The sequence below is a fragment of the Streptomyces sp. NPDC048825 genome (assembly GCF_043198355.1).
GTDB classification, from domain to species: domain Bacteria; phylum Actinomycetota; class Actinomycetes; order Streptomycetales; family Streptomycetaceae; genus Streptomyces; species Streptomyces xiangluensis.
Window position 1 is genome coordinate 19,116 of record NZ_JBICUR010000019.1, and the last position, 23,675, is coordinate 42,790.

General features: G+C 67.9%; 13 protein-coding genes and 1 pseudogene. 11 read left to right on the forward strand and 3 right to left on the reverse strand.

All coding sequences use genetic code 11. The features are described from left to right. Positions 1-56: 56 nt before the first annotated feature. Entirely contained in the window at positions 57-3,737 is a 3,681-nt protein-coding gene (locus ACGFNK_RS35840; protein ID WP_393422755.1) for a S8 family serine peptidase, read from the reverse strand. Positions 3,738-3,958: 221 nt separating this feature from the next. On the opposite strand from ACGFNK_RS35840, the pseudogene ACGFNK_RS35845 reads away from it, so the two are divergent. The 3 genes and pseudogenes from ACGFNK_RS35845 to ACGFNK_RS35855 all read left to right on the forward strand — a co-directional run. After that, a pseudogene (locus tag ACGFNK_RS35845) lies at positions 3,959-4,272 on the forward strand (ATP-binding protein); the annotation flags it as partial. Between the two features lie 41 nt (positions 4,273-4,313). Beyond that, complete coding sequence (locus tag ACGFNK_RS35850; RefSeq protein ID WP_393422757.1) at positions 4,314-6,389, forward strand: PQQ-binding-like beta-propeller repeat protein; 2,076 nt, start codon at positions 4,314-4,316, stop codon at positions 6,387-6,389. A gap of 758 nt (positions 6,390-7,147) precedes the next feature. Next, a complete protein-coding gene (locus tag ACGFNK_RS35855; RefSeq protein ID WP_393422759.1) occupies positions 7,148-8,221 on the forward strand; it encodes a lytic polysaccharide monooxygenase in 1,074 nt (357 codons plus the stop codon). A gap of 13 nt (positions 8,222-8,234) precedes the next feature. Here the strand turns inward: ACGFNK_RS35855 and ACGFNK_RS35860 are convergent, their stop codons facing one another. Next, the gene (locus tag ACGFNK_RS35860) at positions 8,235-8,849 is read right to left on the reverse strand and encodes a Uma2 family endonuclease (RefSeq protein WP_393422761.1); all 615 of its coding nucleotides are present in this window, start codon (positions 8,847-8,849) and stop codon (positions 8,235-8,237) included. Positions 8,850-9,002: 153 nt separating this feature from the next. Continuing rightward, positions 9,003-12,806 (reverse strand): GH92 family glycosyl hydrolase, encoded by a 3,804-nt coding sequence (locus tag ACGFNK_RS35865; protein WP_393422763.1) that lies wholly within the window; start codon positions 12,804-12,806, stop codon positions 9,003-9,005. A gap of 520 nt (positions 12,807-13,326) precedes the next feature. Between ACGFNK_RS35865 and ngcE the strand changes: the two genes are divergently transcribed. The 8 genes from ngcE to dxs all read left to right on the forward strand — a co-directional run bounded on the left by ngcE (position 13,327) and on the right by dxs (position 23,616). After that, positions 13,327-14,778 (forward strand): N-acetylglucosamine/diacetylchitobiose ABC transporter substrate-binding protein, encoded by a 1,452-nt coding sequence (ngcE, locus tag ACGFNK_RS35870; protein WP_393422765.1) that lies wholly within the window; start codon positions 13,327-13,329, stop codon positions 14,776-14,778. A gap of 89 nt (positions 14,779-14,867) precedes the next feature. Further along, complete coding sequence (locus tag ACGFNK_RS35875; protein WP_393422767.1) at positions 14,868-15,797, forward strand: carbohydrate ABC transporter permease; 930 nt, start codon at positions 14,868-14,870, stop codon at positions 15,795-15,797. Positions 15,798-15,799: 2 nt separating this feature from the next. After that, a complete protein-coding gene (locus ACGFNK_RS35880; protein ID WP_393422769.1) occupies positions 15,800-16,723 on the forward strand; it encodes a carbohydrate ABC transporter permease in 924 nt (307 codons plus the stop codon). Between the two features lie 195 nt (positions 16,724-16,918). After that, positions 16,919-18,118, forward strand: coding sequence for an ROK family protein (locus tag ACGFNK_RS35885; RefSeq protein ID WP_386355970.1), 1,200 nt, complete (start codon positions 16,919-16,921; stop codon positions 18,116-18,118). Positions 18,119-18,251: 133 nt separating this feature from the next. Then, positions 18,252-19,355 (forward strand): sugar ABC transporter substrate-binding protein, encoded by a 1,104-nt coding sequence (locus ACGFNK_RS35890; protein ID WP_393422990.1) that lies wholly within the window; start codon positions 18,252-18,254, stop codon positions 19,353-19,355. Between the two features lie 123 nt (positions 19,356-19,478). Continuing rightward, positions 19,479-20,264, forward strand: coding sequence for an ATP-binding cassette domain-containing protein (locus ACGFNK_RS35895; protein WP_386355973.1), 786 nt, complete (start codon positions 19,479-19,481; stop codon positions 20,262-20,264). 2 nt (positions 20,265-20,266) lie between these two features. Beyond that, complete coding sequence (locus ACGFNK_RS35900; protein WP_386355975.1) at positions 20,267-21,568, forward strand: sugar ABC transporter permease; 1,302 nt, start codon at positions 20,267-20,269, stop codon at positions 21,566-21,568. A 119-nt stretch (positions 21,569-21,687) separates the two neighbouring features. After that, positions 21,688-23,616: a 1-deoxy-D-xylulose-5-phosphate synthase gene (gene dxs / locus ACGFNK_RS35905; protein ID WP_386355978.1), complete on the forward strand. Its 1,929-nt coding sequence runs from the start codon at positions 21,688-21,690 to the stop codon at positions 23,614-23,616. The last annotated feature ends 59 nt before the right edge of the window (positions 23,617-23,675 follow it).

The following is a 23,675-nucleotide window of genomic DNA, read 5'->3' on the forward strand; positions in this document are numbered from 1 at the left end:
GCCCGGCACGGTAGACGGTCTTTGTTAAAGCTGTCGCACGGCTTTTGGCGGCGCTCCTACTTCAGGCCATACGCCCGCAGTACGGTCTGATCGACCTGGTTTCCGGCGCCGTCGGAGGCCTGCACGCGCAGCGACACGAACTCCGCGCCCTTCGGGTGCTTGATCTCGGCCTTGCCGTTCCGGACCTTCGCCTCCTTCCAAGACGCGCCGTCGTCGTACGAGACCCAGGCCTTGAGGGCCTTGGCCTTGACGCTCCCCTCCTGATCCCGGACGGAGAGCCCGAGCTCCGGCTTCCGCTTGGATTCGGCGCGGTTGAGGAGGTCGAGCCCGTACAGGTCATAGTCGACGGAGAGCAGGGGCAGTGCCGTCGCCTCGTCGGTGTGCGCCGAGGCGAAGGACCATTCGGTGTGGGTGCTCGTCGAGTACGGCGTCCAGCCGGCCTTGCGCTGGGTGTCGAGCACGAAGCGGTACGAGGCCTTCGCCGCCGGGACGTCGAAGGTGCCGTACCCGCCGACCGTCGAGTCCCCGACCAGCTGACCGTCCGCGTAGAGCTTGCCCTGCCCGGTGTCGTTGACGTCTCTCACATACCCGTAGTGACCGGGCGTCGAGTCGCTCAACTCAGCTACCTGGAGGGTGAGTTTGTCGCCGGTGCGCTCCGAGAGGCCGTACTCGGTGCTGGTCGCCGGGCGTACCACCTGGCGCAGCCAGTCCTCGCTCGGCTGGGTGCCCGCCTTGCCGTAGGTCCGCAAGGTGTTCCACTGGCCACCGAACGACTCCCAGGACGGGTAGACGGTGTGCCAGACGCGGGTGTCGGGGCTCACGTTGAAGTACTCGGTGCGTTCCTGGCCGAGTTGCATGTAGTCACTGGACTCGACCGCGACGAGCTGCCAGGGGCGGAACGTGTAGACGGTGTCCGCCCCCATCTCGCCTGCCCTGCCCGCGTAGTAACGGTTCTTCACCTTCGCCGTGGTGGAGCGGTCCAGGGTGTACGTCTGGTCCGGCGAGATCGCTCCGGACTGCGGGAGGGTCACGTTGTAGACGTACGGGCTGACCTCTGTGCCGCCCAGCTTGAGCGTGACCTTCTTGCCGCTCTTCAGCAGGGTGGTGAGCTTCTCGCCGTCCTCGCCGGTGGCGACCATCACCGGCATCGTCGCCCTGTCCACGGCCGTGAGCCACTGGCCGGCCTTCTTGCGGTACGCGATCAGATAACTCGCCCCCGCCTCAGCCGCGTTGGCCATCGCCTCGTCCGGCCCCCACGTGTCGGCGGGGACCCCGACCACCACTGCCTTGCCCTTGACGTCCAGTCCCTTGAAGTCGGCCGCCGTGCCGGCGCCCGCGTACACCGCCCGCACCTTCCGGTCACCGGTGATCTTCACCGGGAAGTCGTTGTACGTGTTCGCGTACTCGAGCGGCAGCGCGTACTTCTCGGGGCTGGTGACGCTCGCCGTCAACTCCTTCGCGTACAGACGGAACTTGGCGTAGAACTCAAGGGATCCCTCGGTGACCTTCTCGGTAGGCGCCACATAGACGTGGTCGGTCCAGGGGCCTTGGCTGTACGTCATCCCGAAGGAGCTCCCCGGGCCTTCGCGGTGCCACGAGGTGGTGAAGCCCTGGTGTTCGGCGTCCTCCTTGGTCTGCGGCTTGATCTCTACCGCCTTGCGGGCGTCGAGCGTGACCTCGGTGTCCCCGTCGACCTTGATCTCGGGGTTGCCGACGACCGACGTGCCGACGGCCACGCCGCCCGCGTCGGTGTCGTCGATCCAGGTGGCCATGGAGTACGTACCGGCCGGGACCTCCCAGGTCCCGGTGGCGCCCATGAAGCCGTAGGCGTTGCCGTAGGCGCCGTTCAGCTCCTGCAACACGTAGAGCGACGCCCGGGTGGTGGCCGGCTTGCCGTCGCGGCCCACGAGGGAGACCTTCAGGTCGTGCGTCTTCGGCGCCTTCTCGAAGCCGACACCCGTCGTGACCAGGATGCCGTCGGCGGTCGCGGTGATGTGGCCCGTGTACCGGCCCTGGGCTGCCGGCGCCGGGTCGACGCCGACCGGGACCGTGGCGGTGCCCTTCGCGGGCACGGTCACGGTGGTGGCCCCCAGGGTGACGTCGGCGAGGCTCGACGAGAGCTTCAACTCCACGGGCGTTTCAGTGGTGTTGGTGTAAGTGATGTCCTTGCTGTCGACCTCCGTGTCGCCGTCCTCGTACTTGCCGAAGCTGAGGGTCGAGGTCCCGAAGACGTTCTGCTTGACCGCCCGCACGGCGTCGACGCGGCCGTCTCCCTGCTCGAACACGGAGTTGTCGGCGTTCGTCTTCGCGGTACTGGCCAGCGCCTGCTTGATCTGCTCGCCCGTCCAGTCCGGATGGGCCTGCGCGACCAGCGCTGCCGCACCCGCCACGTGCGGGGTCGCCATCGAAGTGCCGTTGGCCGCCGTGTAGTTGTCGTCGAGCGGCGCGCCCATGGAGGTACCGGAGGCGCGGGCCGCCGTGATGCCCACGCCGGGTGCGGTGATCTCCGGCTTGACCGCGGAGTCGCCGAGGCGCGGGCCACGACTCGAGAATGAGGCGAGCTTGTCGGACTTGTCGACCGCGCCGACCGTGAGCGCCGAGTCGGCGATGCCCGGCGTACCGACGGTCTGCTCCCGCGGGCCCGAGTTGCCCGAGGCGATCACGAAGAGGGTGCCGGTCGACGCGGACAGCTCGTCCACCGTCTCGCTCATCGGGTCCGAGGGGCCGGAAGCCGTACCGCCGAGGGACATGGAGACGATGTCCGCGCCGGAGTCCGCTGCCCACTGCATGCCGGCGATGATCCACGACGTCTGGCCGGAGCCCGCGTTGTTGAGGACCTTGCCGACCATCAGCTCCGCGCCCGGCGCCACGCCCTTGCGCTTGCCGTCGGCGGCAGCGCCCGAGCCGGCGATCGTGGACGCGACATGGGTGCCGTGGCCGTGGCCGTCCTGCACCTCCTGATCGGGCACGAAGGTCTTCGATTCCGTGATCTTGCCCGCGAGGTCCGGGTGTCCGGTGTCCGCGCCCGTGTCCAGGACGGCGATCTTGACGCCCTTGCCGTCGTAGCCCGCCTGCCACACCTCCGGGGCGCCGATCTGCGGGACGCTGACGTCGAGGGACACCTTGACCTTGGCGTCCAGCCAGAGCCTGTCGAGGCCGCCGTCGAGCTGCCTTGCCGCCTTGGCCGTGGGCTCGGCGGCCGTGTTCTCGGCGTCGGGGGCGACGTCCGCCCAGAACTTCTCGGCGGTGGACTTCTTCGCGGTGAGCGCGGCGCCGTCGATGCTGGGCAGGGACAGCGTCCTGCGCGCGCCCTCGGGGGTGGAGTTCCCCTGGCGGTAGGTGGCGATCAGCGGGATGGCGCCGGTCTTCGAGTCCGCGTACCCCTGCTTGACGAGCTGGGTGACGTTGAACAGGGCCGGGTCGATACGGCCCGCCTGAAGCAGCGGGATCGCGTCGTCCGGTACGACGCTGACCTCGCCCTTCTGCTCGCTCGACAGGAAGGTGGCGAACTCGCGGCCCTTGCCGCGTCGGACGTCGACGGCGGACTTGCCGTCGGCGCCGGTGGTGAGTGTGACCGTGTCGCCGGTGATGAGGGTGACGGTCTGCGTGCTCGTGGTGCCGGGCTTGGTGGCCGGCTTCGTGACCGGGGACGCGGGATCGGCCGCTGAGGGCGTGATGGCCCCCGTGAGCAGACCGCCCGCGGCTGCCACGGCCCAGAGGGCGTGGAGTCTTCGCATGTGTGGACTTCCTCCCCTGAACGCTGAACGCTCCCGCCCTGGTGAGAGGGAGCCAGTGATCAGCGTGAGCGCTGAGTGGAAAGCGACTCAAGGGAATCCTGTGGCCGAGGAGTGCCAATGCCCCCTTCGGTCAGGGGAATTGGCGCTTTCGTAGGTCTTCGTCAGGTCTGGTCGTCGAACTCCCGTCGTGCGCCCGGAGGGCGGGCCGTGCGCCCGCCGCGAGGGCGTGCGACGACGGCCCGGGCATCCCGCCCGCCCTCCTGCCCGGAGTCTTCGAACGCTTCACCCGCGCCGACACCTCCCGCCCCCGCACGGACGCGCGAGCGGGAGGGTCGGGGCTGGGATTGGCCATCGCGCGGCGATCACGTCCGCGCACGGCGGCCGTATCGAGGTACACAGCGTCCCCGGGTGTACGGAGTTCACCGTCGGCCTCCCGGCGGCGGACGATCCGACGGGAGTGCGGGCGGCCCGGAGCAGGTCGGCGTCGGTCCAGGGTTCCGGCCTCCGCGACACGGCCCGGCGGAACAGGCACTAGTCTGATGCGGCTGAACAGCCGTGCGACACGGGGGATTTACGATGGGCGAACGGCATACGCCGCTGAGCACCGGGGAATCGGAGCCCATCGGGTCCATAGGCGGCTATACGCTGCTCGACCGGCTCGGCAGCGGCGGCATGGGCGTCGTCTACCTGGCCCGCGCCGCCTCCGGGCGCCATGTCGCGGTCAAGGTCGTCCACGCGCAGTACGCGCAGGACGAGGAGTTCCGGACCCGCTTCCGCCAGGAGGTCGCGGCGGCCCGCCGGGTGAGCGGGGCGTTCACCGCCCCGGTGGTGGACGCCGATCCCGACGCCGAACTCCCGTGGATGGCCACGCTGTACGTGCCGGGCCGCACGCTGGAGGACAGCGTTGCCAAGGAAGGCGCTCTGGGCGGTGGCGAGTTGCGCACGCTGGCGCTGGGCCTTGTCGAGGCGCTGCGGGACATCCACCGGGCGGGGGTGGTGCACCGGGACCTGAAGCCGAGCAACGTCCTGATGGCCGAGGACGGCCCGCGCGTCATCGACTTCGGCATCTCGCGCGCCGCCGACAACCAGGCCCTCACCGTGACCGGACGGCTGATCGGCACCCCGCCCTTCATGTCCCCGGAGCAGTTCGCCTCGCCCCGGGACGTCACCGCCGCCTCGGACGTGTTCTCGCTGGGTTCACTGCTGGTGTACGCGGCCACGGGCAACCGTCCTTTCGACGGCGCCAGCCCGTACATGACGGGCTATCAGGTCGTTCACGAGCAACCCGCCCTGGACGGTGTGCACGAGCCGCTGCTGGGCATCGTCGAGCGTTGTCTGGACAAGGACCCGGCCGCGCGGCCCCGACTGGACGACCTGCACCAGTTGTTCATGACTCTCTCGGACACTGCGCCCGGCACCTCGGTAGCGGCGGGTCCGCCGACTGTGCCGGGAGGCCGGCGGGCCGCGCGGCGGCACGGTGCCACGACGGCCGTGGCAGGTCCCGCCCGCCGTGGAAGCCGGGCGCGTCGACTCGTCGTCCTGGCCGTGGCCCTCGCCGTGACGGTGGTCGGCGTGTCGGTGTACCACCTGGTGTCGAACGTGAAGACCACCGAGGGCACGCCCGGTGCGCGTAGGTCCGCGTCCCCCGGCCCGGCGCTTCCCACCGGTTGGCAGCCCTGGCAGGCGAGCCTCGTCCGGGCCGTGAAGGACGAGTCCGTGATCGTCAACGTGGACAGTGTGGATTCCGGTTGTGTGGCCGGGGGATCCTCGGTGTACTGCGCGGGGACCGGCTTCACGGTCGCCCGGATCGACGCCGCCTCGGGCCGCATCGCGTGGCGCTTCGGCAGCAGCCCCCAGTCCACCGATCGGCCCCTCGGCGTCCGGGACGGGATCGTGTACGGGGCCGACATGCCGGACGTGACGGAGGTGCAGTCGACCTGGCGGCTGTTCGCCCTCGACGCCGACACCGGGAAGCGGCTCTGGACACGGGCGGTCGACGCGGGCCGTACCGTCGCCCTGTTCGACGGCGGCGTTCTGGCGATGCCGGAGGGGGCAGCGGAGTTCGTCGCTGTCAACGCCCGGACGGGCAAGGACTTGTGGCGCACACCGGCGACATCGTCGGCCGGCACCGCCTGCGACGCGCTGGTCCTGGGCGGCGTCCCCTACGGCGTGTGCGCCGACGCGGACGACCCGACTCAGGGACCGACCGGCCTGGTGCGCCTCGACCCGGCCGACGGCACGCCCCAAGAACTCGACGCCCTGCCCCTGGGCGCGGTGCCGCTCGGCGTCGTCGACGGGCAGCCGCTGTTCGCGCTGCCGCAGCAGGCGGAGTGGGAGTCCAATGACGGGCGGGACGAGGCGTACAAGACTCTGCTGCGGGTGAACCCGTCCAGCGGTGCCGCCGTCCGGACCCCGCTGGCGGGTACCCCGCGCGGCACGGCCACCCTCATCGACGGCGTCGTGTACTTCGTCAGGCCCGACGGGACCGTCACCGCGAACAGGGCGACCGACGGCGCCCGGCTGTGGCAGCGGGGGACGCAGATCGAGAACCTGTCGGCGCCAGTGATGTCGACGACGTACGACCACCTCTACTTCGCCAACCGCTACGGCCGCCTCCTCGCCCTCGACCGGGAAACCGGCGCCGTACGGTAGACCACGGACAAGCTGGACGACCCGGGTACGTCGGCGCAGGACAGGATCCCGAGCGTGCTGCTCGTGAAGGACGCGATCGTGGCCGTGGCGGGCGACACGGCGTTCTCCGTACGCCCGGACCGTCCGTCGGCGTGACCCTGTTCAGCCCGTGGGCTCCGGCTGCCGCCGCACCCCCTCCGGGGTGAAGGTGAACGACTCGCGGAAGGGGCCGTCACCGAAGCGCACCGCGAGCAACGGGGACCGTTCGGCCGGGGCCGACCAGGCCTGAGGCAGGGACGGATCGACGGAACCCGCGTGGAAGACGACATCGGGGCGTCCGCGTCCGCGTCTTCGCCGAGGTAGCCGAGTGCCCTGCCGTACAGGGGGCTGGTCCCGCCGAAGAACACCGACGGCTCGCCGAACGTGGTCGTCACGTCCGCCCACGACCGGTCCGTGCCGGCCCACACCCGCACCCCGTCGCGCAGCGCCGCGTACTGTCGCCGTCCACCACCTGGTCGGGCCGCAACCAGCCCCGGCGGCGTGCGAATTCGGCGTACGGCGACGCCATGCCGTAGCCGGTGTCGCCGTCCGCCGCCCCTTGGGTGCCAGGCGTTTACAAGTCGGCCGCTCGGCGCTATCTTCACCACGAGTGAGGTGGGAGCGCTCCCATGGAGGGGCGGACCGGAACCTGCCCGAACCACCGGGGCCCTCCCACCTCACCCGCACGTCCTCACAGAACCGCAGCGACCCCACATCCGCAGCGCGAAGGGACGTACGTCATGAGCAGTTTTCGACTACTTCCATTACCGGCACCAACTCGCCTCAGAGCATGGCTCCTTGTGCTGCTCGCCCTCGTCGTCACCGTCCCCGCGCTCGGCCTCGTGGTCGCGTCCGGCGGCGAGGCGGAGGCTCACGGCACCCCCATGAAGCCCGGCAGCCGCACCTTCCTGTGCTGGCAGGACGGCCTGACCGACACCGGTGAGATCAAGCCGGTCAACCCGGCGTGCAAGGCGGCGCAGCAGGTCAGCGGCACGACGCCGTTCTACAACTGGTTCTCCGTACTCCGCTCGGACGGTGCGGGCCGCACTCGCGGCTTCGTGCCCGACGGCGAGCTGTGCAGCGGCGGCAACACCAACTTCACCGGCTTCAACACCCCGAGCGACAGCTGGCCGTTGACGCATCTGACCTCGGGCGCGACCGTCGACTTCTCGTACAACGCGTGGGCCGCGCACCCGGGTTGGTTCTACGTGTACATCACCAAGGACGGCTTCGACCCCAAGAAGGCGCTCACCTGGGACGACATGGAGGAGCAGCCGTTCCTGACCGTCGACCACCCGCCGCTCAACGGCAGCCCGGGCACGGTCGAGGCCAACTACTCCTGGTCCGGCAAGCTCCCTGACGGCAAGTCAGGACGCCACCTCATCTACATGGTGTGGCAGCGCTCCGACAGCCAGGAGACTTTCTACTCCTGCTCCGACGTCGTCTTCGACGGCGGAAACGGCGAGGTCACAGGCATCCGCGAGCCGGGCAACCCCACAGAGCCGGTGCCGGGCACCTGCACGGCCACCCGCAAGACGACGGGCAGCTGGAACGGCGGCTACCAGTCCCAGGTGACCGTCACCAACACCGGCGACGTCCCGATGCTGGGCTGGATGGTCGACTGGACGCTGCCCAGCGGTCAGAAGGTCGAGAGCCTGTGGAGCGGCAACGCGACCTACTCCGGTCAGAACGTGATGGTCCACAACGCCAACTGGAACGGCTCGCTGGATCCGGGAGAAAGCACGACGTTCGGGTACGTGGTCGAGGGCTCCGGGGGTGATGCGGCGACCGCCCTCGCGTGTCGGGTCGGCTGACGGGAGCGGCTTGTCAGAACGCGACGAGTGCGTCGAGATCGATCTCGACCGGGAACGGCATCTCGGTGACGAGCTTGTCGTGGTGCACTGGGTGCAGGGGAGCAGGGAAGTACGAGCGCGTGTCCGCGTTGAGCCAGTACTCGTGCACGGTGAGCTGCTGATCCCGGTCGAGTTCCACGCGCCAGTAGCAAGGAACCTTGGCTGTGGCGAAGAGCGCGGGCTTGCGCACCCGGTCGTCCTGGCGGGAACCGGGGGATACCACCTCGATGGCAAGGGCGAGCTTTGCCACGGGGATGCAATCAGCCTCGAAGAGGTTCAGTTTCCGGGGGTCGTAGACAATCACGTCGGGCTTGGAGACGTTCTGGTCGTCCACCATCACGCACTGCTCGGTCAGGACCCGATACGGCGATACGCGTGCCGCTTTGAGGGCGTCGCCGATGCCGTCCCGTACCTCGTTGTGCCAGACGTTGGTCTGCCCACGGGCCACGATCACTCCGTCCACAAGTTCCCAGTCGAAGGGCAGCTCCAAGTGCTTGACCTGGTCGAAGGTCCAGCCGAGGGTCGGCGGGAACATCCAGTTGTCCTCGGTGGCCCGTCCCCGCTGGGGTGTGGTCATCACTGCTCCCATGGACAAGAGTGTGGACGCCGGTGCGCGTCATGGTCTTGTGTACGACGGTAGCGTCACCCGAAGTGAGACTGCCACGGCTCGCCGTTGACGCGCGGCGGGCGCGGAGAGTTCCTCCGCGCCCGCCCTTCCCGTGGGGGATTGGACCGGCGTGCCTCAGGCCAGCAGCTCCACCTCCGCCAGCGTCGCCTCGCCGTCGAGGACCAGCCGGTAGCGCTCGTACGTCCCCGGCTTGGCGACCGAGAAGGCGCGTGTCTGCTTGTCCCAGGTGAAGGACTCGCCGGAGCGTTTGTCGAGGTCCTTCCACGTGCTGCCGTCGGGGGAGCCCTGGAGGACCCAGCCCTTGGGTGCCTTCGCGCGGTCCGAGGACGTCAGTGTGTACTGAACCGCTTTTGCCACCTTGGGAATTGGCAGATCGACGGAGGCCGCAGCCTCACCCGTCGCCGAGGTGTTGTCGAACAACGCCCCTTCCCCCTCGATGACATCGGCCCGCGGCGACGGCACCTTGTCGTCCTGCGTGATCGACGGGGGTGCCGCGTTCCTCCCCGTGCCCCACGACGACGGCTTCGACCCCATGTCGAACTCCAGAACGCCGCCGCGGGAGATCAGCGAGTGCGGAAGCGAAGTCGACGTCCACGTACGGCCGTTGACCTTCAGCCCCTGTACGTACACGTTCTTCGCGCTGTTCTTCGGGGCCTTGACCACCAGCTCCTTGCCGTTCTCCAGATGCACGGTCGCCTTGGTGAACAGCGGTGAGCCGACGGCGTATTCGCCGCTGCCCATGACCAGTGGATAGAAGCCGAGCGCCGAGAAGAGGTACCAGGCCGACTGCTCGCCGTTGTCCTCGTCGCCGTGGTAGCCCTGGCCGATCTCGCTGCCGGTGTAGAGGCGGGAGAGGACCTCGCGCACGTTCTTCTGGGTCTTCCAGGGCTGGCCGGCCGCGTCGTACATGTAGTTGACGTGGTGGGCCACCTGGTTGGAGTGCCCGTACATGCCCATCCGTACGTCCCGCGCCTCGGTCATCTCATGGATGACGCCGCTGTACGAGCCCTTGAACTCGGGCGAGGCGGTCTCGGGGGTCGCGAAGTACTCGTCGAGCTTCTCCGCGAGCTCCGACCGTCCGCCGTACAGGTTCGCGAGGCCGCGCGAGTCCTGGGGCGCGGTGAAGGCGTACCCCCAGCCGTTCGTCTCGGTGTAGTCGTAGCCCCACACGCGGGGGTCGTACTTGGACGACTCGACCCGCCAGTCGCCCTTCTCGTCGCGGCCCTGGAAGAAGCCGGCCTTCGAGTCGAAGAGGCTGACGTAGTCCTGAGCCCGGTCGAGGAAGTACTCGGACTCCTCCTTGTAGCGCTTCTCGCCCGTCTTCTTGTAGAGGGCCTGGCCCATCTTCGCGATGCCGTAGTCGTTGAGGTAGCCCTCGAGGGCCCAGGACAGGCCCTCGTGCGTCTCGGTGCTCGTGTAGCCGAGGAAGGGGGAGGTCGTCATGCCCTTGCGGCCGACGCCCGAGGACGGCGGGACGACGGTTGCGTTCTTCAGGGCCGCGTCGTACGCCGACTTGGCGTCGAAGCCGACACCCTTCACGTACGCGTCCGCGAACGCCACGTCCGAGGAGGTGCCGGTCATCAGGTCCGCGTACCCGGGCGAGGACCAGCGCGAGGTCCAGCCGCCGTCCTTGTACTGCTGCACGAAACCGTCGACCATCTCACCCGCCTGGCGAGGGGTGAGCAGCGAGTACGCCGGCCAGGTCGTCCGGTAGGTGTCCCAGAAGCCGTTGTTGACGTACACCTTGCCGTCGACGATCTTCGCCCCGGTGTGCGTGGGCGTGTCGGGGCCGGGCATCGGCGAGAACGGCGAGGCGTACTGGTACTTCGAACCGACCTTCTCGAAGCCGGAGTTGGGGTAGAGGTACAGCCGGTAGAGGCTGGAGTACAGCGTCGTGAGCTGGTCCGGTGTGGCGCCCTCGACCTCGACCTTGCCGAGGATCCGGTCCCATTGCTTCTGGGCGCGCGACTTGACGGTGTCGAAGGACGTGCCGTCCGGGATCTCCTGGCGGAGGTTGTCCTTGGCCTGGTCGACGCTGATGAGGGAGGTCGCCAGGCGCAGGGTGACGGTGCGGTCGGCGCCCGCGTCGAAGCGCAGGTGGCCCTTGACGCCGGAGGAGCTCCCGTCGGTCACCGGCGCGTCGAAGACCCCGTACACGAAGAGCCGCGTCGCGCCCGTCGACAGTCCGGACTTCACGTCCGAGTAGCCCGTGACGACCCCGTTCTCCTTGTCCAGTGTCAGCCCGGCCTGGTCGGTGACGTTGTCGAAGAGCACGCTCGCGTCGTCACCGGGATACGTGAAGCGGAGGGCCGCCGCATGGTCCGTCGGCGCCATCTCCGCCTTGAGGCCGTTCTCGAAGCGGACCCCGTAGTAGTACGGGCGCGCCGTCTCGTTCTCGTGTTTGAAGGCGAGCGCGCGGGCCGTGCGGTCGATGTCCGGCGTGCCGGAGGCGGCCGAGGGCATCACCTGGAACGTCTGCCGGTCACCCATCCATGGACTGGGCTCGTGGCTGGCGCTGAAGGCCTGGATGGTCGGCAGGTTGTCCGCGTTGTTCGCACGCGCGTAGTCGTACAGCCAGCTGAGTGAGCCCGCGTTGGTGACCGGAGTCCAGAAGTTGAAGCCGTGCGGCACGGCCGTCGCGGGGAAGTTGTTGCCACGCGAGAAGCCGTTGCTGGAGTTGGTGCCGCGCGTGGTCGAGGCGTAGTCCGACAGATGCGCTTTGGGCTTCTCCGGCTTCTTGACGCTCAGCGCGACGTCGTCCAGCCAGCTGCGGAACTTCGCGGGGCCCTTCGGGGAGTCGTACGCGACCAGGATCCGGTCGACCGTCCGGCCGGCCGCGACGGAGCCGATGCGGGAGACGACGTTGTTCCACTGGTTGACGTACAGGACTTTGGCGGCGCCCTGCCCCTGCGGCGTCAGCGCGAACCCGTGCTGGTCGGTGGCGCGCAGGTCACTCAGATAGGTGCCGTCCGTGAAGGCCAGGTCCACGGACACGTTCGTGGCGTCGTAGTCGCGGTCGCCGTCCGCCATCGACGGGAAGATCCGGTATGCCAGCTCCGTGTCACGCCCGACCGCGACGTTCACGTCGAAGACCTTGTTGTACGAGTAGGCGCGGCCGTCCGCCTTGTGCGCCCCCGCGTACCGCAGGGCCCGCTTGCCGGTGAAGCCCGCGCCCGCCTTGGCGGTCGGGGAGCCGTTCGGCCCCTTGTCCACGAGGGAGAGCATGTCCCTGGGAGCGGGCTCTTCGCCGCCGCCGGTGGAGAACTGCACGTCGGCGAGCTGTACGGCGTCGGGGGCGCCGTTGTTCTTGGTGATGTCGAGCCGGAAGTGCTGGTACTCGGCCGGGGCGGCGAGGTCGTACGACTTCGTCTCGAACCGTTTGCCGAAGGACTCGCCCGTGCGACTGTCGAGGGTCTTCCAGTCCTTGCCGTCCGTGGAGCCCTTCAGGGTCCAGTCCACGGGGTCGCGCTCGTCGTGGTCGTTGGCCGACGTCAGCGCGTAGGTGACGAGCTTGACCGGGGCGTCCAGATCGAACTCCACCCAGCCGGTGGGGGCGAAAGTCAGCCACTTGGTGCTCGACTCGACGTCGACGAGGTTCTCCTTGACCTCGCCGCCGCCCGTGTTCTCGCCGCTCGCCCGGACGTCGGTGACGTGTTCGGTGACATTGCCGGGGATGCCGGTGCTGTAGCCGCCGTCCACGCCCGAGGAGCGTTTCGTGCCGTCAGGTGCCGTATCGACCGTATTGAGCCAGTCGGGGGCCGGATCGTCCGCCTCGAATGAGGAGGCGAACTCCCGGTCGGCCGCCGCCGCTTGGCCCGGCCGGGCGACGGCGGCGCCCTGTGAGGCCACCACCAGGGCTAATGCCGTAGCGCCGAGAAATGCCGTGGAACCCCATCTGTGCCGAGATCTGTGCTGCATCTACCAGAATCCCTCGCGAAGTGGACAACGTTGTCAATCCGCTGTGCGGGGTCCAGTAGGGCGTCAAGTGGTCAGCGGTGTCAAGAGTGTTGAAGAGGCGTATGCGATGTCAGGAGCCGCGAGTTGCCGGCATCACTCAATTGGCCGAGGTCAGGAGAGGTTCAAAGAGTCCATGGGGAATCCAAGGGCGTGTCATATATCCGCGAGATCTCAACTCGGGAAAGACTGCCGACCGAACCTGCATTCGATCTTGCCCCCGCATCGGGAAGTGGACTATACCTGTCAGCGTCCGCAAGGTCGCTCCTCCATCCGTGGGTGGCGCCGCCCGACCCGAGTTCAACCGAAACCCCTCGCAGGGGCGCACCAAGTACGTCGTCCTACCCGGCCTCAGGGCCGGGAGTCCGGCCCGTGACGCAGTCGCTTTTCGGCCATGCGTCGCTGGGAAAACGCAGCACATCATCGCGGTGCCCGGGAGGATCCGGTTCACCGCCTGAGTCCTGGAGAAGGCGAGGACTTGAGCATGGGATCCACTTCCGCCCACAGCGGCCATGAAGGTTTGGGCCGGCGTGATCTGATCAAGCGGTCCGCCGCACTCGGCCTGATCGCCGTGCCCACGATGAGCTTCCTGTCCGCGTGCGCCAGCGGTGGTGACAGCGACAGCGAGGAGAAGGTCGACAAGGGCAAGAAGACCGCGGAGAACCCGCTCGCCGTCAACGAGAGCGCTCCGCTGGAGATCGTCATCTTCGACGGCGGTTTCGGTACGAAGTACGCCGAGGACGCCAAGGCGGTCTACGAGCAGAAGTTCCCGGACGCGAAGGTCAAGTTCTCCGCCACCCAGAAGATCCAGTCGGTTCTCCAGCCGCGCTTCAACCAGGGCTCCCCGCCGGACCTGATCGACAACTCCGGTGCCGAGCAGATGGACATGGGCGTCCTCGTCGGCAAGAAGCAGCTCGCCGACCTCACGCCGCTGCTGGACGCGCCGTCCGTCGACGACCCGAACAAGAAGGTCCGCGACACGCTGCGGCCCGGCATCGTCGAGATGGGGCAGTTCGACGGCGACCCGGTCTGGATCATGTACTACGCGTACACCGTGTACGGCGTGTGGTACTCCCAGAAGGCCCTGGACTCGCTGGACGCCACGTACCCGGAGACCTGGGACGACATGCTCGCGGTCTGCGCGAAGGCGAAGAAGAAGGGCATGGCGGGCTGGACGTACGCGGGCAAGCACCCGTACTACCTCCCCTTCTCGCTCTACCCGATGATCGCCAAGGTCGGCGGCCGGGAGACGCTCGACGCCATCGACAACCTTGAGCCGAACGCCTGGAAGCACCCCGCGGTCAAGACCTGCTTCGAGGCCTACTACGAGCTCTACAAGAAGGGCTACATCCTCCAGGGCACGCCGGGCCTGGACCACATCCAGTCGCAGACGGCCTGGACCGAGGGCAAGGCGCTCTTCATCCCGAACGGCTCGTGGGTGGAGAACGAGGCGGCGAAGACCATGCCGAAGGACTTCGACCTCGCGGTGTCCGCGCCCACCGGCATCGACAGCTCGGACAAGATGCCCTTCGGCACCATCTGGGCGTCGGGCGGCGAGCCCTTCATCGTCCCCGCGAAGTCCAAGAACCCCGATGGCGGCATGGAGCAGCTGCGCATCATGCTCAGCGAGGAGTCGTCGAAGAACTTCACCACGTCCGTCAAGTCGCTGTCCGCGTTCAACGGCGGCACCGACGGTATCGAGCTGACCCCGGGTCTGAAGTCCGGTGTCGCGGCCCTGGAGAAGGCCGGCGAGAACGTGGTCAACCCGCGCCTCCAGGACTGGTACGTGTCGTTGCAGAAGGAGAAGATCGGCGTTGGTGGCCTCGGCGAGATGATGGCCGGGCGGCTCACCCCGGCCGAGGCGATCAAGAAGATCCAGGGTTACGCCGACGAGGCGGCCAAGGACGACTCCATCCAGCACTACAAGCACCAGTGAGCGCGGCGGGGGGCTCCGGGACGTGACCGGGGTCCCCCGCTCTCGATGCGTGGTGTCGGCGGCGGCGCGGGAAGATCGGGTCGGTAGGAATGCAGCACGGTAAGTACCGTTTCATCGTGGGGTTCTTGTCGGCCCCCCTGGCGATTTACATCCTTTTTGTCATCTGGCCCTTCATCCAGTCCATCTACTATTCGTTCACGGACTGGAGCGGTCTGAGCCCCGAGTTCAAGATGGTGGGCTTCGCCAACTTCACGAGAATGCTGGACGACGAGGTTTTCTGGAAGTCGTTCCAGCACAGCGTGATGTTCGTGGTGCTGCTGCCGCTGGTGACGCTGACACTGGCGCTGTTCTTCGCCTTCATGCTGAATGTGGGCGGACGGCGCAGGAAGAACGCCGCGATCGCGGGCGTACGCGGTTCGGCCTTCTACAAGGTCGTCTACTTCTTCCCGCAGGTGCTGTCGATCGCGATCGTCGCGCTGTTGTTCCAGTTCGCGTACAACCCCAACAGCGGTGCGCTCAACTCCGCGCTCAAGGCGGTCGGTCTGGACAATGTCCAGCCCAACTGGCTGGGCGATCCCGATCTCGCACTGTGGTGTGTCTTCGCTGTTCTCGTCTGGTGCACCGTCGGATTCTTCGTGGTGCTCTTCTCCGCCGGAATGGCGTCCATTCCCAAGGACTATTACGAGGCGGCACTCCTCGACGGCGCGAACCGCATCACCACGTTCTTCAAGATCACCCTGCCGCTGCTCTGGGACACCGTGCAGTCCGGCTGGGCGTACATGGGCATCCTGGCGCTGGGCGCCGAGTCCTTCGCGGTGGTGCAGATCATGACCGTGGGGCCGAACGGCGGCGGCCCCGACTATTCGACGACGGTTCTGCCGCTGTACGTCTACCAGAAGGCGTTCCGTGACGGCCAGGCCGCCTATGCGACGACGATCGGTGTTGCCCTGCTCATCGTGACGCTGCTGTTCGTGGCGGTCGTGATGAGGCTGGGCCGGCGCGAGCGGTTGGAGTACTGACTATGAAGACGACCGACACCCCTCCCGCCGACGTCACCCCGGACGAGCGGCCGCCCGTCGCCAAGACGACGGCCGTGCCCGGGCCGCTGGACAAGCCGTCCGAGGGCAGGACCCTCAACTTCTTCTCGCACGGCATGCTCATCCTCTGGGCGTTCATGGTCGTGATGCCGCTGCTGTGGGCGGTGATGACCTCGTTCAAGACGGACCGGGACATCTTCAGTTCGCCCTGGGCGCTGCCGGACTCGTTGCACTTCGAGAACTGGTCGCGGGCCTGGACCGAGGCGCACATGAGCGACTACTTCCTCAACACGGTGATCGTGGTGGGGTTCTCGCTCGTCGGCACGATGCTGCTCGGTTCGATGGCGGCGTACGTCCTCGCGCGTTTCGAGTTTCCCGGGAACCGTCTCATCTACTTCCTCTTCATCGGAGGGATGAGCTTCCCGATCATCCTGGCGCTGGTTCCGCTCTTCTACGTCCTGCAGAACCTTTCGCTGCTGAACACACTGCCCGGGCTGATCCTGGTCTACATCGCGTACTCGCTGCCGTTCACCGTGTTCTTCATGACGGCCTTCTTCCGTACGCTGCCGACCTCGGTGGCCGAGGCGGCGTTCGTGGACGGCGCCTCGCACACGCGGACGTTCTTCCAGGTGATGCTGCCGATGGCCAAGCCCGGCCTGATCAGCATCAGCATCTTCAACTTCCTGGGACAGTGGAACCAGTACATGCTGCCGACAGTTCTGAACACCGATGAGGACCGCAAGGTCCTCACGCAGGGCCTCGTGCAGCTCGCCGTCAGCCAGGGCTACAAGGGCGACTGGTCCGGACTCTTCGCAGGCCTGGTCATGGCCATGCTCCCGGTCCTCGCCGCGTACATCATCTTCCAGCGCCAGGTGGTCGCGGGTCTGACGGCGGGCGCACTGAAGTAGCGGGTTCGGCCGCCAGGTCGCTTTGCAAGGGTGGTCCCGGATTGGTCCGGGGCCGCCCTTGCGCGTGCGGGGGGCCGGCATGCGCCCCTCCGCTCAACCTCTTGACGGGAGGCAGCCCAAACAGCTCAGCTTAGAGTTCACTAGTTGCACATAGACGGGGTCCTGCCGAGGCGACCCCGTATGCAGGAGGTCGTCGTGGAGACTCCGGGGTCGCAGTCGTCGCTGCACCGAGCCAATCTCGAGCGGGTCGTACGCGCCGTGCGCCTGGCCGGATCGCTCACCCAGGCGGAGATCGCGAGGACGACGGGCCTGTCCGCGGCGACGGTCTCCAACATCGTCCGCGAGCTCAAGGAAGGCGGAACGGTCGAGGTCACGCCCACATCGGCGGGCGGACGGCGGGCCCGCAGCGTCAGCCTGAGCGGCGACGCCGGCATCGTCATAGGGGTCGACTTCGGGCACACGCATTTGCGCGTCGCAGTCGGGAACCTCGCGCATCAGGTGCTCGCCGAGGAGTCCGAACCCCTCGATGTGGACGCCTCCGCCGCGCAGGGCCTCGACCGGGCCGAACAGCTGGTCAGCAGGCTGATCGCGGCCACCGGCGTCGACCGCAGCAAGATCGCGGGCGTGGGCCTCGGTGTGCCGGGGCCGATCGACGTGGAGTCCGGCACCCTCGGCTCGACCGCGATCCTGCCGGGCTGGACCGGTACCAAGCCCGCCGAGGAGCTGCGGGGGCGGCTCGGCGTACCGGTGCACGTGGACAACGACGCCAACCTCGGCGCCCTCGGTGAGCTCGTCTGGGGCAGCGGCCGGGGGGTGCGGGACCTGGCGTACATCAAGGTCGCCAGCGGTGTCGGCGCCGGCCTGGTGATCAGCGGACGTATTTACCGCGGACCGGGTGGCACGGCGGGAGAAATCGGTCATATTACTCTTGATGAGTCCGGCCCCGTCTGCCGCTGCGGAAACCGGGGCTGCCTGGAGACCTTCGCGGCCGCGCGCTATGTACTGCCGCTGCTCCAGTCCAGTCACGGCACGGATCTGACCATGGAAGGCGTCGTACGGCTGGCGCGGGACGGCGACCCTGGCTGCCGTCGCGTGATCGCCGACGTCGGCCGACACATCGGCAGTGGAGTCGCCAATCTCTGCAACTTGCTCAACCCGAGCCGGGTCGTCCTCGGCGGTGATCTCGCCGAGGCCGGTGAGCTGGTGCTCGGGCCCATAAGGGAGTCGGTCGGCCGTTACGCGATCCCCAGCGCAGCGCGTCAACTGTCCGTTCTTCCAGGGGCACTTGGTGGCCGGGCGGAGGTCCTTGGGGCTCTCGCTCTCGCACTCAGCGAGATGGGGGATTCAACCCTTTTGGATGGAACCCTCCCCACGGCGACTCCCGCCTTCACTTAGAGGACGGATGGCACCGTTGTCATCTCGTTAAGGATTTACTTCTTGACGTCGCACTAATGGCCGAGTTGACTGCCAGCCACCTCGGCCGCACTGTCGCGGCCTCGTCAGGGAGGTATCTGAAGTGAATACGCGTATGCGTCGTGCCGCTGTTGCCGTTGCCGCAGGTGCGATGGCCATCTCGCTGGCTGCCTGTGGCAGCGCCGAGGAAGCCGGCGGCGACAACGACGAAGCCGCCACGAACAAGGGCGACGCGATCAAGGTCGGTCTCCTTCTTCCGGAGAACCAGACGGCGCGTTACGAGAAGTTCGACAAGCCCCTGATCGAGAAGAAGGTCAAGGAGCTCACGAACAACAAGGGCGAGATCGTCTACGCCAACGCCAAGCAGGACGCCACCACCCAGAACCAGCAGGTCGACACGATGATCACCAACAAGGTGGACGTGCTGATCGTGGACGCGGTGGACTCCAAGGCCATCGAGAACTCCGTCAACAGGGCCAAGGAGGCGGACATCCCGGTCGTCGCGTACGACCGTCTTGCCCAGGGCGACATCGACGGCTACGTCTCGTTCGACAACGAAGAGGTCGGCCGAGTCCAGGGCAAGGCGCTCCTGGAGGCCCTCGGCGACAAGGCCACGCCCTCCGCCAAGATCGTCATGATGAACGGCGCGGTCACCGACCCGAACGCAGCCCTCTTCAAGAAGGGCGCGCTCTCCCAGCTCGAGGGCAAGGTCGCCATCGCCAAGTCGTACGACACCAAGGAGTGGAAGCCGGAGAACGCCAACGCCAACATGGAAGGTGCGATCTCCGCGATCGGCAAGAACAACATCGTCGGCGTCTACTCCGCCAACGACGGCATGGCGGGCGGCATCATCACCGCCCTGAAGGCCGCCGGTGTCAACCCGATCCCGCCGGTCACCGGCCAGGACGCCGAGCTCGCCGGTGTGCAGCGCATCGTCGCGGGTGAGCAGTACATGAGCGTCTACAAGCCCTACCCGCAGGAGGCGGACATCGCGGCGGAGATGGCCGTCGCCCTCGCCAAGGGTGAGAAGCTCGACTCCATCGCCAAGACCGAGGTCGACAGCCCGACCACCAAGGGCGTCCCCTCGGTCCTCGTCCCGGTCATCTCGCTGACCAAGGACAACATCAACGACACGGTCATCAAGGACGGCATCTACACGGTCGACGAGATCTGCACGGCCAAGTTCAAGGCCGCCTGCGACCAGATCGGCCTCAAGTAGTAGGTCCGCAAAGCCCCTCCGGCGCCCCGCCACCAACAGCCCCGCAAGCTCGCGCGGGGCGCCGGACGGAACAGCTTCCCAAACTTCTGTACTACCTCTCCGCCGGGTCAGGCGGCGAAGGAGATGGTTTACGTGTCCGCTACGCCTGTGCTGGCGTTGCGCGGGGTCTCCAAGCGGTTCGGTGCCGTCCAGGCGCTCACCGACGTAGAGCTCGAGGTCCACGCCGGTGAGGTGGTCGCCCTGGTCGGCGACAACGGTGCCGGAAAATCCACGCTGGTCAAGACGATCGCCGGCGTCCACCCCATCGATGAGGGCTTCATCGAGTGGGACGGCAGGTCCGTCCAGATCAACAAGCCGCACGACGCCCAGAACCTGGGCATCGCGACCGTCTACCAGGACCTCGCGCTGTGCGACAACATCGACGTCGTGGGCAACCTCTATCTGGGCCGCGAGCTCAAGAGGCGCGGCGTGCTCGACGAGGTCGAGATGGAGCGCCGCTCCCGCGAGCTGCTGCAGACGCTGTCGATCCGCATCCCCAGTGTGCGCATCCCGATCGCCTCACTTTCCGGTGGCCAGCGGCAGACCGTGGCCATCGCCCGCTCCATGCTCGGCGAGCCCAAGCTGGTCATCCTCGACGAGCCCACCGCGGCCCTCGGTGTCGAGCAGACCGCGCAGGTCCTCGACCTGGTGGAGCGGCTGCGCGAACGCGGCCACGCGGTGCTCCTCATCAGCCACAACATGGCCGATGTGAAGGCCGTCGCCGACAAGGTCGCCGTACTGCGCCTCGGCCGCAACAACGGCGTGTTCGAGGTCAAGTCCACCTCGCAGGAGGAGATCATCTCCGCCATCACGGGCGCCACGGACAACGCCGTGACCCGTCGCGCGGCGCGCGGCAACGGGGAGGTATAGAAGTGAGTATCGACAAGACACAGGACACCGCCCCGGCGACCACCGGCGTAGTGGTCGAGAACCCGGAGGCCGCCGCCGGCGCGGACGTCGCCGTCGACCCACGGCTGCTCGTGCGTGAACGCGGCTTCGCCGGCTACGTCATCGAGTTCAAGCGCAAGATCCGCGGCGGTGACCTGGGCTCGCTCCCGGTCGTCATCGGCCTGATCGCCATCGCCGTCATCTTCCAGAGCCTGAACTCGAACTTCCTGTCCGCCGAGAACCTCAACAACATCGCCGTGGCGATGGTCGCCACCGGCATGATGTCCGTCGGCATCATCTTCGTGCTGCTGCTCGGTGAGATCGACCTCTCGGTCGGCTCCGTCAGCGGTGTCGCGGGTGCCATCGCGGCCGTACTCAGCGTCACGCACGGCATGAACGAGTGGCTGGCCGTGCTCATGGCCCTCGGCGGCGGCGCGGTCGCGGGCGCGCTCCACGGCTTCTTCTTCGCGAGGATCGGTGCGCCCGCGTTCGCTGTCACCCTGGCCGGCCTGCTGTTCTGGCTCGGCTTCATGCTCCAGCTCCTGGGCGAGAACGGCACGATCAACCTCGACGGCGACGGTGTGATCGGCAAGCTGACGACGTACTACTTCTCGGACGTCGCGGCCGCATACGGGCTCGCCACGGTCGCGGTCGCCGTCTTCTTCGTCACGTCGTTCCTGGACAGCCGCCGTCGCGAGGCCGCGGGCGTCCCGTCCCGGCCGCTCGTCGACATCGTGCTGCGCACGGGCCTGCTGGCGGTCGTCGCGTTCGCCGCCGCGATCATGTTCAACCAGTACAAGGGCCTGCCGCTGGCGCTGCTGCTGTTCCTCCTGGTCCTGGTGCTGACGGACTTCGTGCTGCGCCGCACGGGCTACGGCCGCAAGATCTTCGCACTCGGCGGCAGCGTCGAGGCCTCCCGGCGTGCGGGAATCAACGTCACGGGGGTACGGATCTCGGTGTTCGCCCTCGCGGGTTTCTTCGCGGCGGTGGGCGGTCTGTTCTGGGCCTCGAAGATCGCGGCGGCCAACCAGAGCGCGGGTGCCGGTGACCTTCTGATGAACGTCATCGCGGCGGCCGTCATCGGCGGCACCAGCCTCTTCGGCGGTCGCGGCCGTACATGGAACGCGCTGCTCGGTGTCATGGTGATCACCTCGATCCAGTACGGGCTCGCCCTCGAGGGCATCGCCACACCGATCCAGTACATGATCACGGGCAGCGTCCTGCTGGCCACGGTCGTGATCGACTCCGTCACGCGGAAGACTCAGCGGACCGCCGGTCGCGCGTAGTCCCCTACAAGCAAGAGCCCGGCACCAACGGCGGTGCCGGGCTCTTCCCTGTGCGTGGGCGACATTTACACTCGACGAGCCCGGCAAAGCTCGAACAGCTCTACAGCAAGGAGGCACGGGTGCCGCTGCTGACCCGTATCACGGGACCGCGCGATCTGGACCGGCTCAGTCTGGAGCAGCTGGACCAGCTGGCCGAGGAGATCCGGACCTTCCTCGTCGACGCGGTCTCCAAGACCGGCGGCCACCTCGGCCCCAACCTCGGCGTCGTCGAGCTCACCATCGCTCTGCACCGTGTCTTCGACTCCCCGAAGGACAAGGTGCTGTGGGACACGGGCCACCAGTCCTACGTCCACAAACTGCTCACCGGCCGTCAGGACTTCTCCAGACTGAAGATGAAGGGCGGCCTGTCCGGCTACCCGTCGCAGGCCGAGTCCGAGCACGACGTCATCGAGAACTCGCACGCCTCCACGGTCCTCGGCTGGGCCGACGGCCTGGCGAAGGCGAACCAGGTCCTGAAGAAGGACGATCACGTCGTCGCGGTCATCGGCGACGGCGCCCTCACCGGCGGCATGGCCTGGGAGGCGCTCAACAACATCGCCGACGCCAAGGACCGCCCCCTGGTCATCGTCGTCAACGACAACGAGCGCTCATACGCCCCCACCATCGGCGGCCTCGCCAACCACCTCGCCACTCTGCGCACCACGGACGGTTACGAGCGCTTCCTGGCCCGGGGGAAGGACCTGCTGGAGCGCACGCCCGTCGTCGGCAGGCCCCTCTACGAGACCCTGCACGGCGCCAAGAAGGGCCTCAAGGACTTCATCGCCCCGCAGGGCATGTTCGAGGACCTCGGCCTGAAGTACGTCGGCCCCATCGACGGCCACGACATCGAGGCCCTGGAGTCCGCGCTGGCCCGAGCCAAGCGCTTCGGCGGCCCGGTCATCGTGCACTGCCTCACCGAGAAGGGCCGCGGCTACCAGCCCGCCCTCCAGGACGAGGCCGACCGCTTCCACGCCGTCGGCAAGATCCACCCCGACACCGGCCTGCCGATCGCCTCCTCCGGCGCCGACTGGACCTCCGTCTTCGGCGAGGAGATGGTCAAGCTCGGCAAGGAGCGCGAGGACATCGTCGCGATCACGGCCGCCATGCTCCAGCCGGTCGGCCTCGAGAAGTTCGCCAAGACGTACCCCGACCGCGTCTACGACGTCGGCATCGCCGAGCAGCACGGCGCCGTCTCCGCCGCAGGCCTGGCGACCGGTGGCCTGCACCCCGTCTTCGCCGTGTACGCGACGTTCCTCAACCGTGCCTTCGACCAGGTCCTGATGGACGTGGCCCTGCACAAGTGCGGTGTCACCTTCGTCCTCGACCGCGCCGGCATCACCGGCACCGACGGCGCCTCCCACAACGGCATGTGGGACATGTCGATCCTGCAGGTCGTACCCGGCCTCAGGCTCGCCGCGCCCCGCGACGCCGACCAGGTCCGCGCCCAGCTCCGCGAGGCCGTCGACGTCGACGACGCGCCGACCGTGGTCCGCTTCTCCAAGGGCGCGGTGGGTCCCGCCGTACCCGCCGTGGGCCGCATCGGCGGCATGGACGTACTGCGCGCGCCCGGCACCGACGCCCCGGACGTCCTCCTCGTCTCCATCGGCGCGCTCGCGCCCATGTGCCTGGAGATCGCCGGCCTGCTCGACAAGCAGGGCATCTCCACGACCGTCGTCGACCCGCGCTGGGTCAAGCCCGTCGACGAGGCCATGGCCCCGCTCGCCGAGCAGCACCGGGTGGTCGTCACCGTCGAGGACAACTCCCGCGTCGGCGGCGTCGGTTCGACGATCGCGCAGGCCCTGCGCGACGCGGGCGTCGACATCCCGCTGCGCGACTTCGGCATCCCGCCGCGTTTCCTCGACCACGCCTCCCGCAAGGAGGTCCTGGCGGAGATCGGCCTGACCGCCCCGGACATCGCCCGCCAGGTCACCGGCCTGGTCGCCAAGCTCGACGGGCCCACCGAGCGCACGACCGCCGGCATCGACTCGGCGGAGCCGGCCCGCGACTGACGGCTACATGACGGCTCCGAATGGGCCGGTCTCACCCATCCGTTACGGTGGTGAAACCG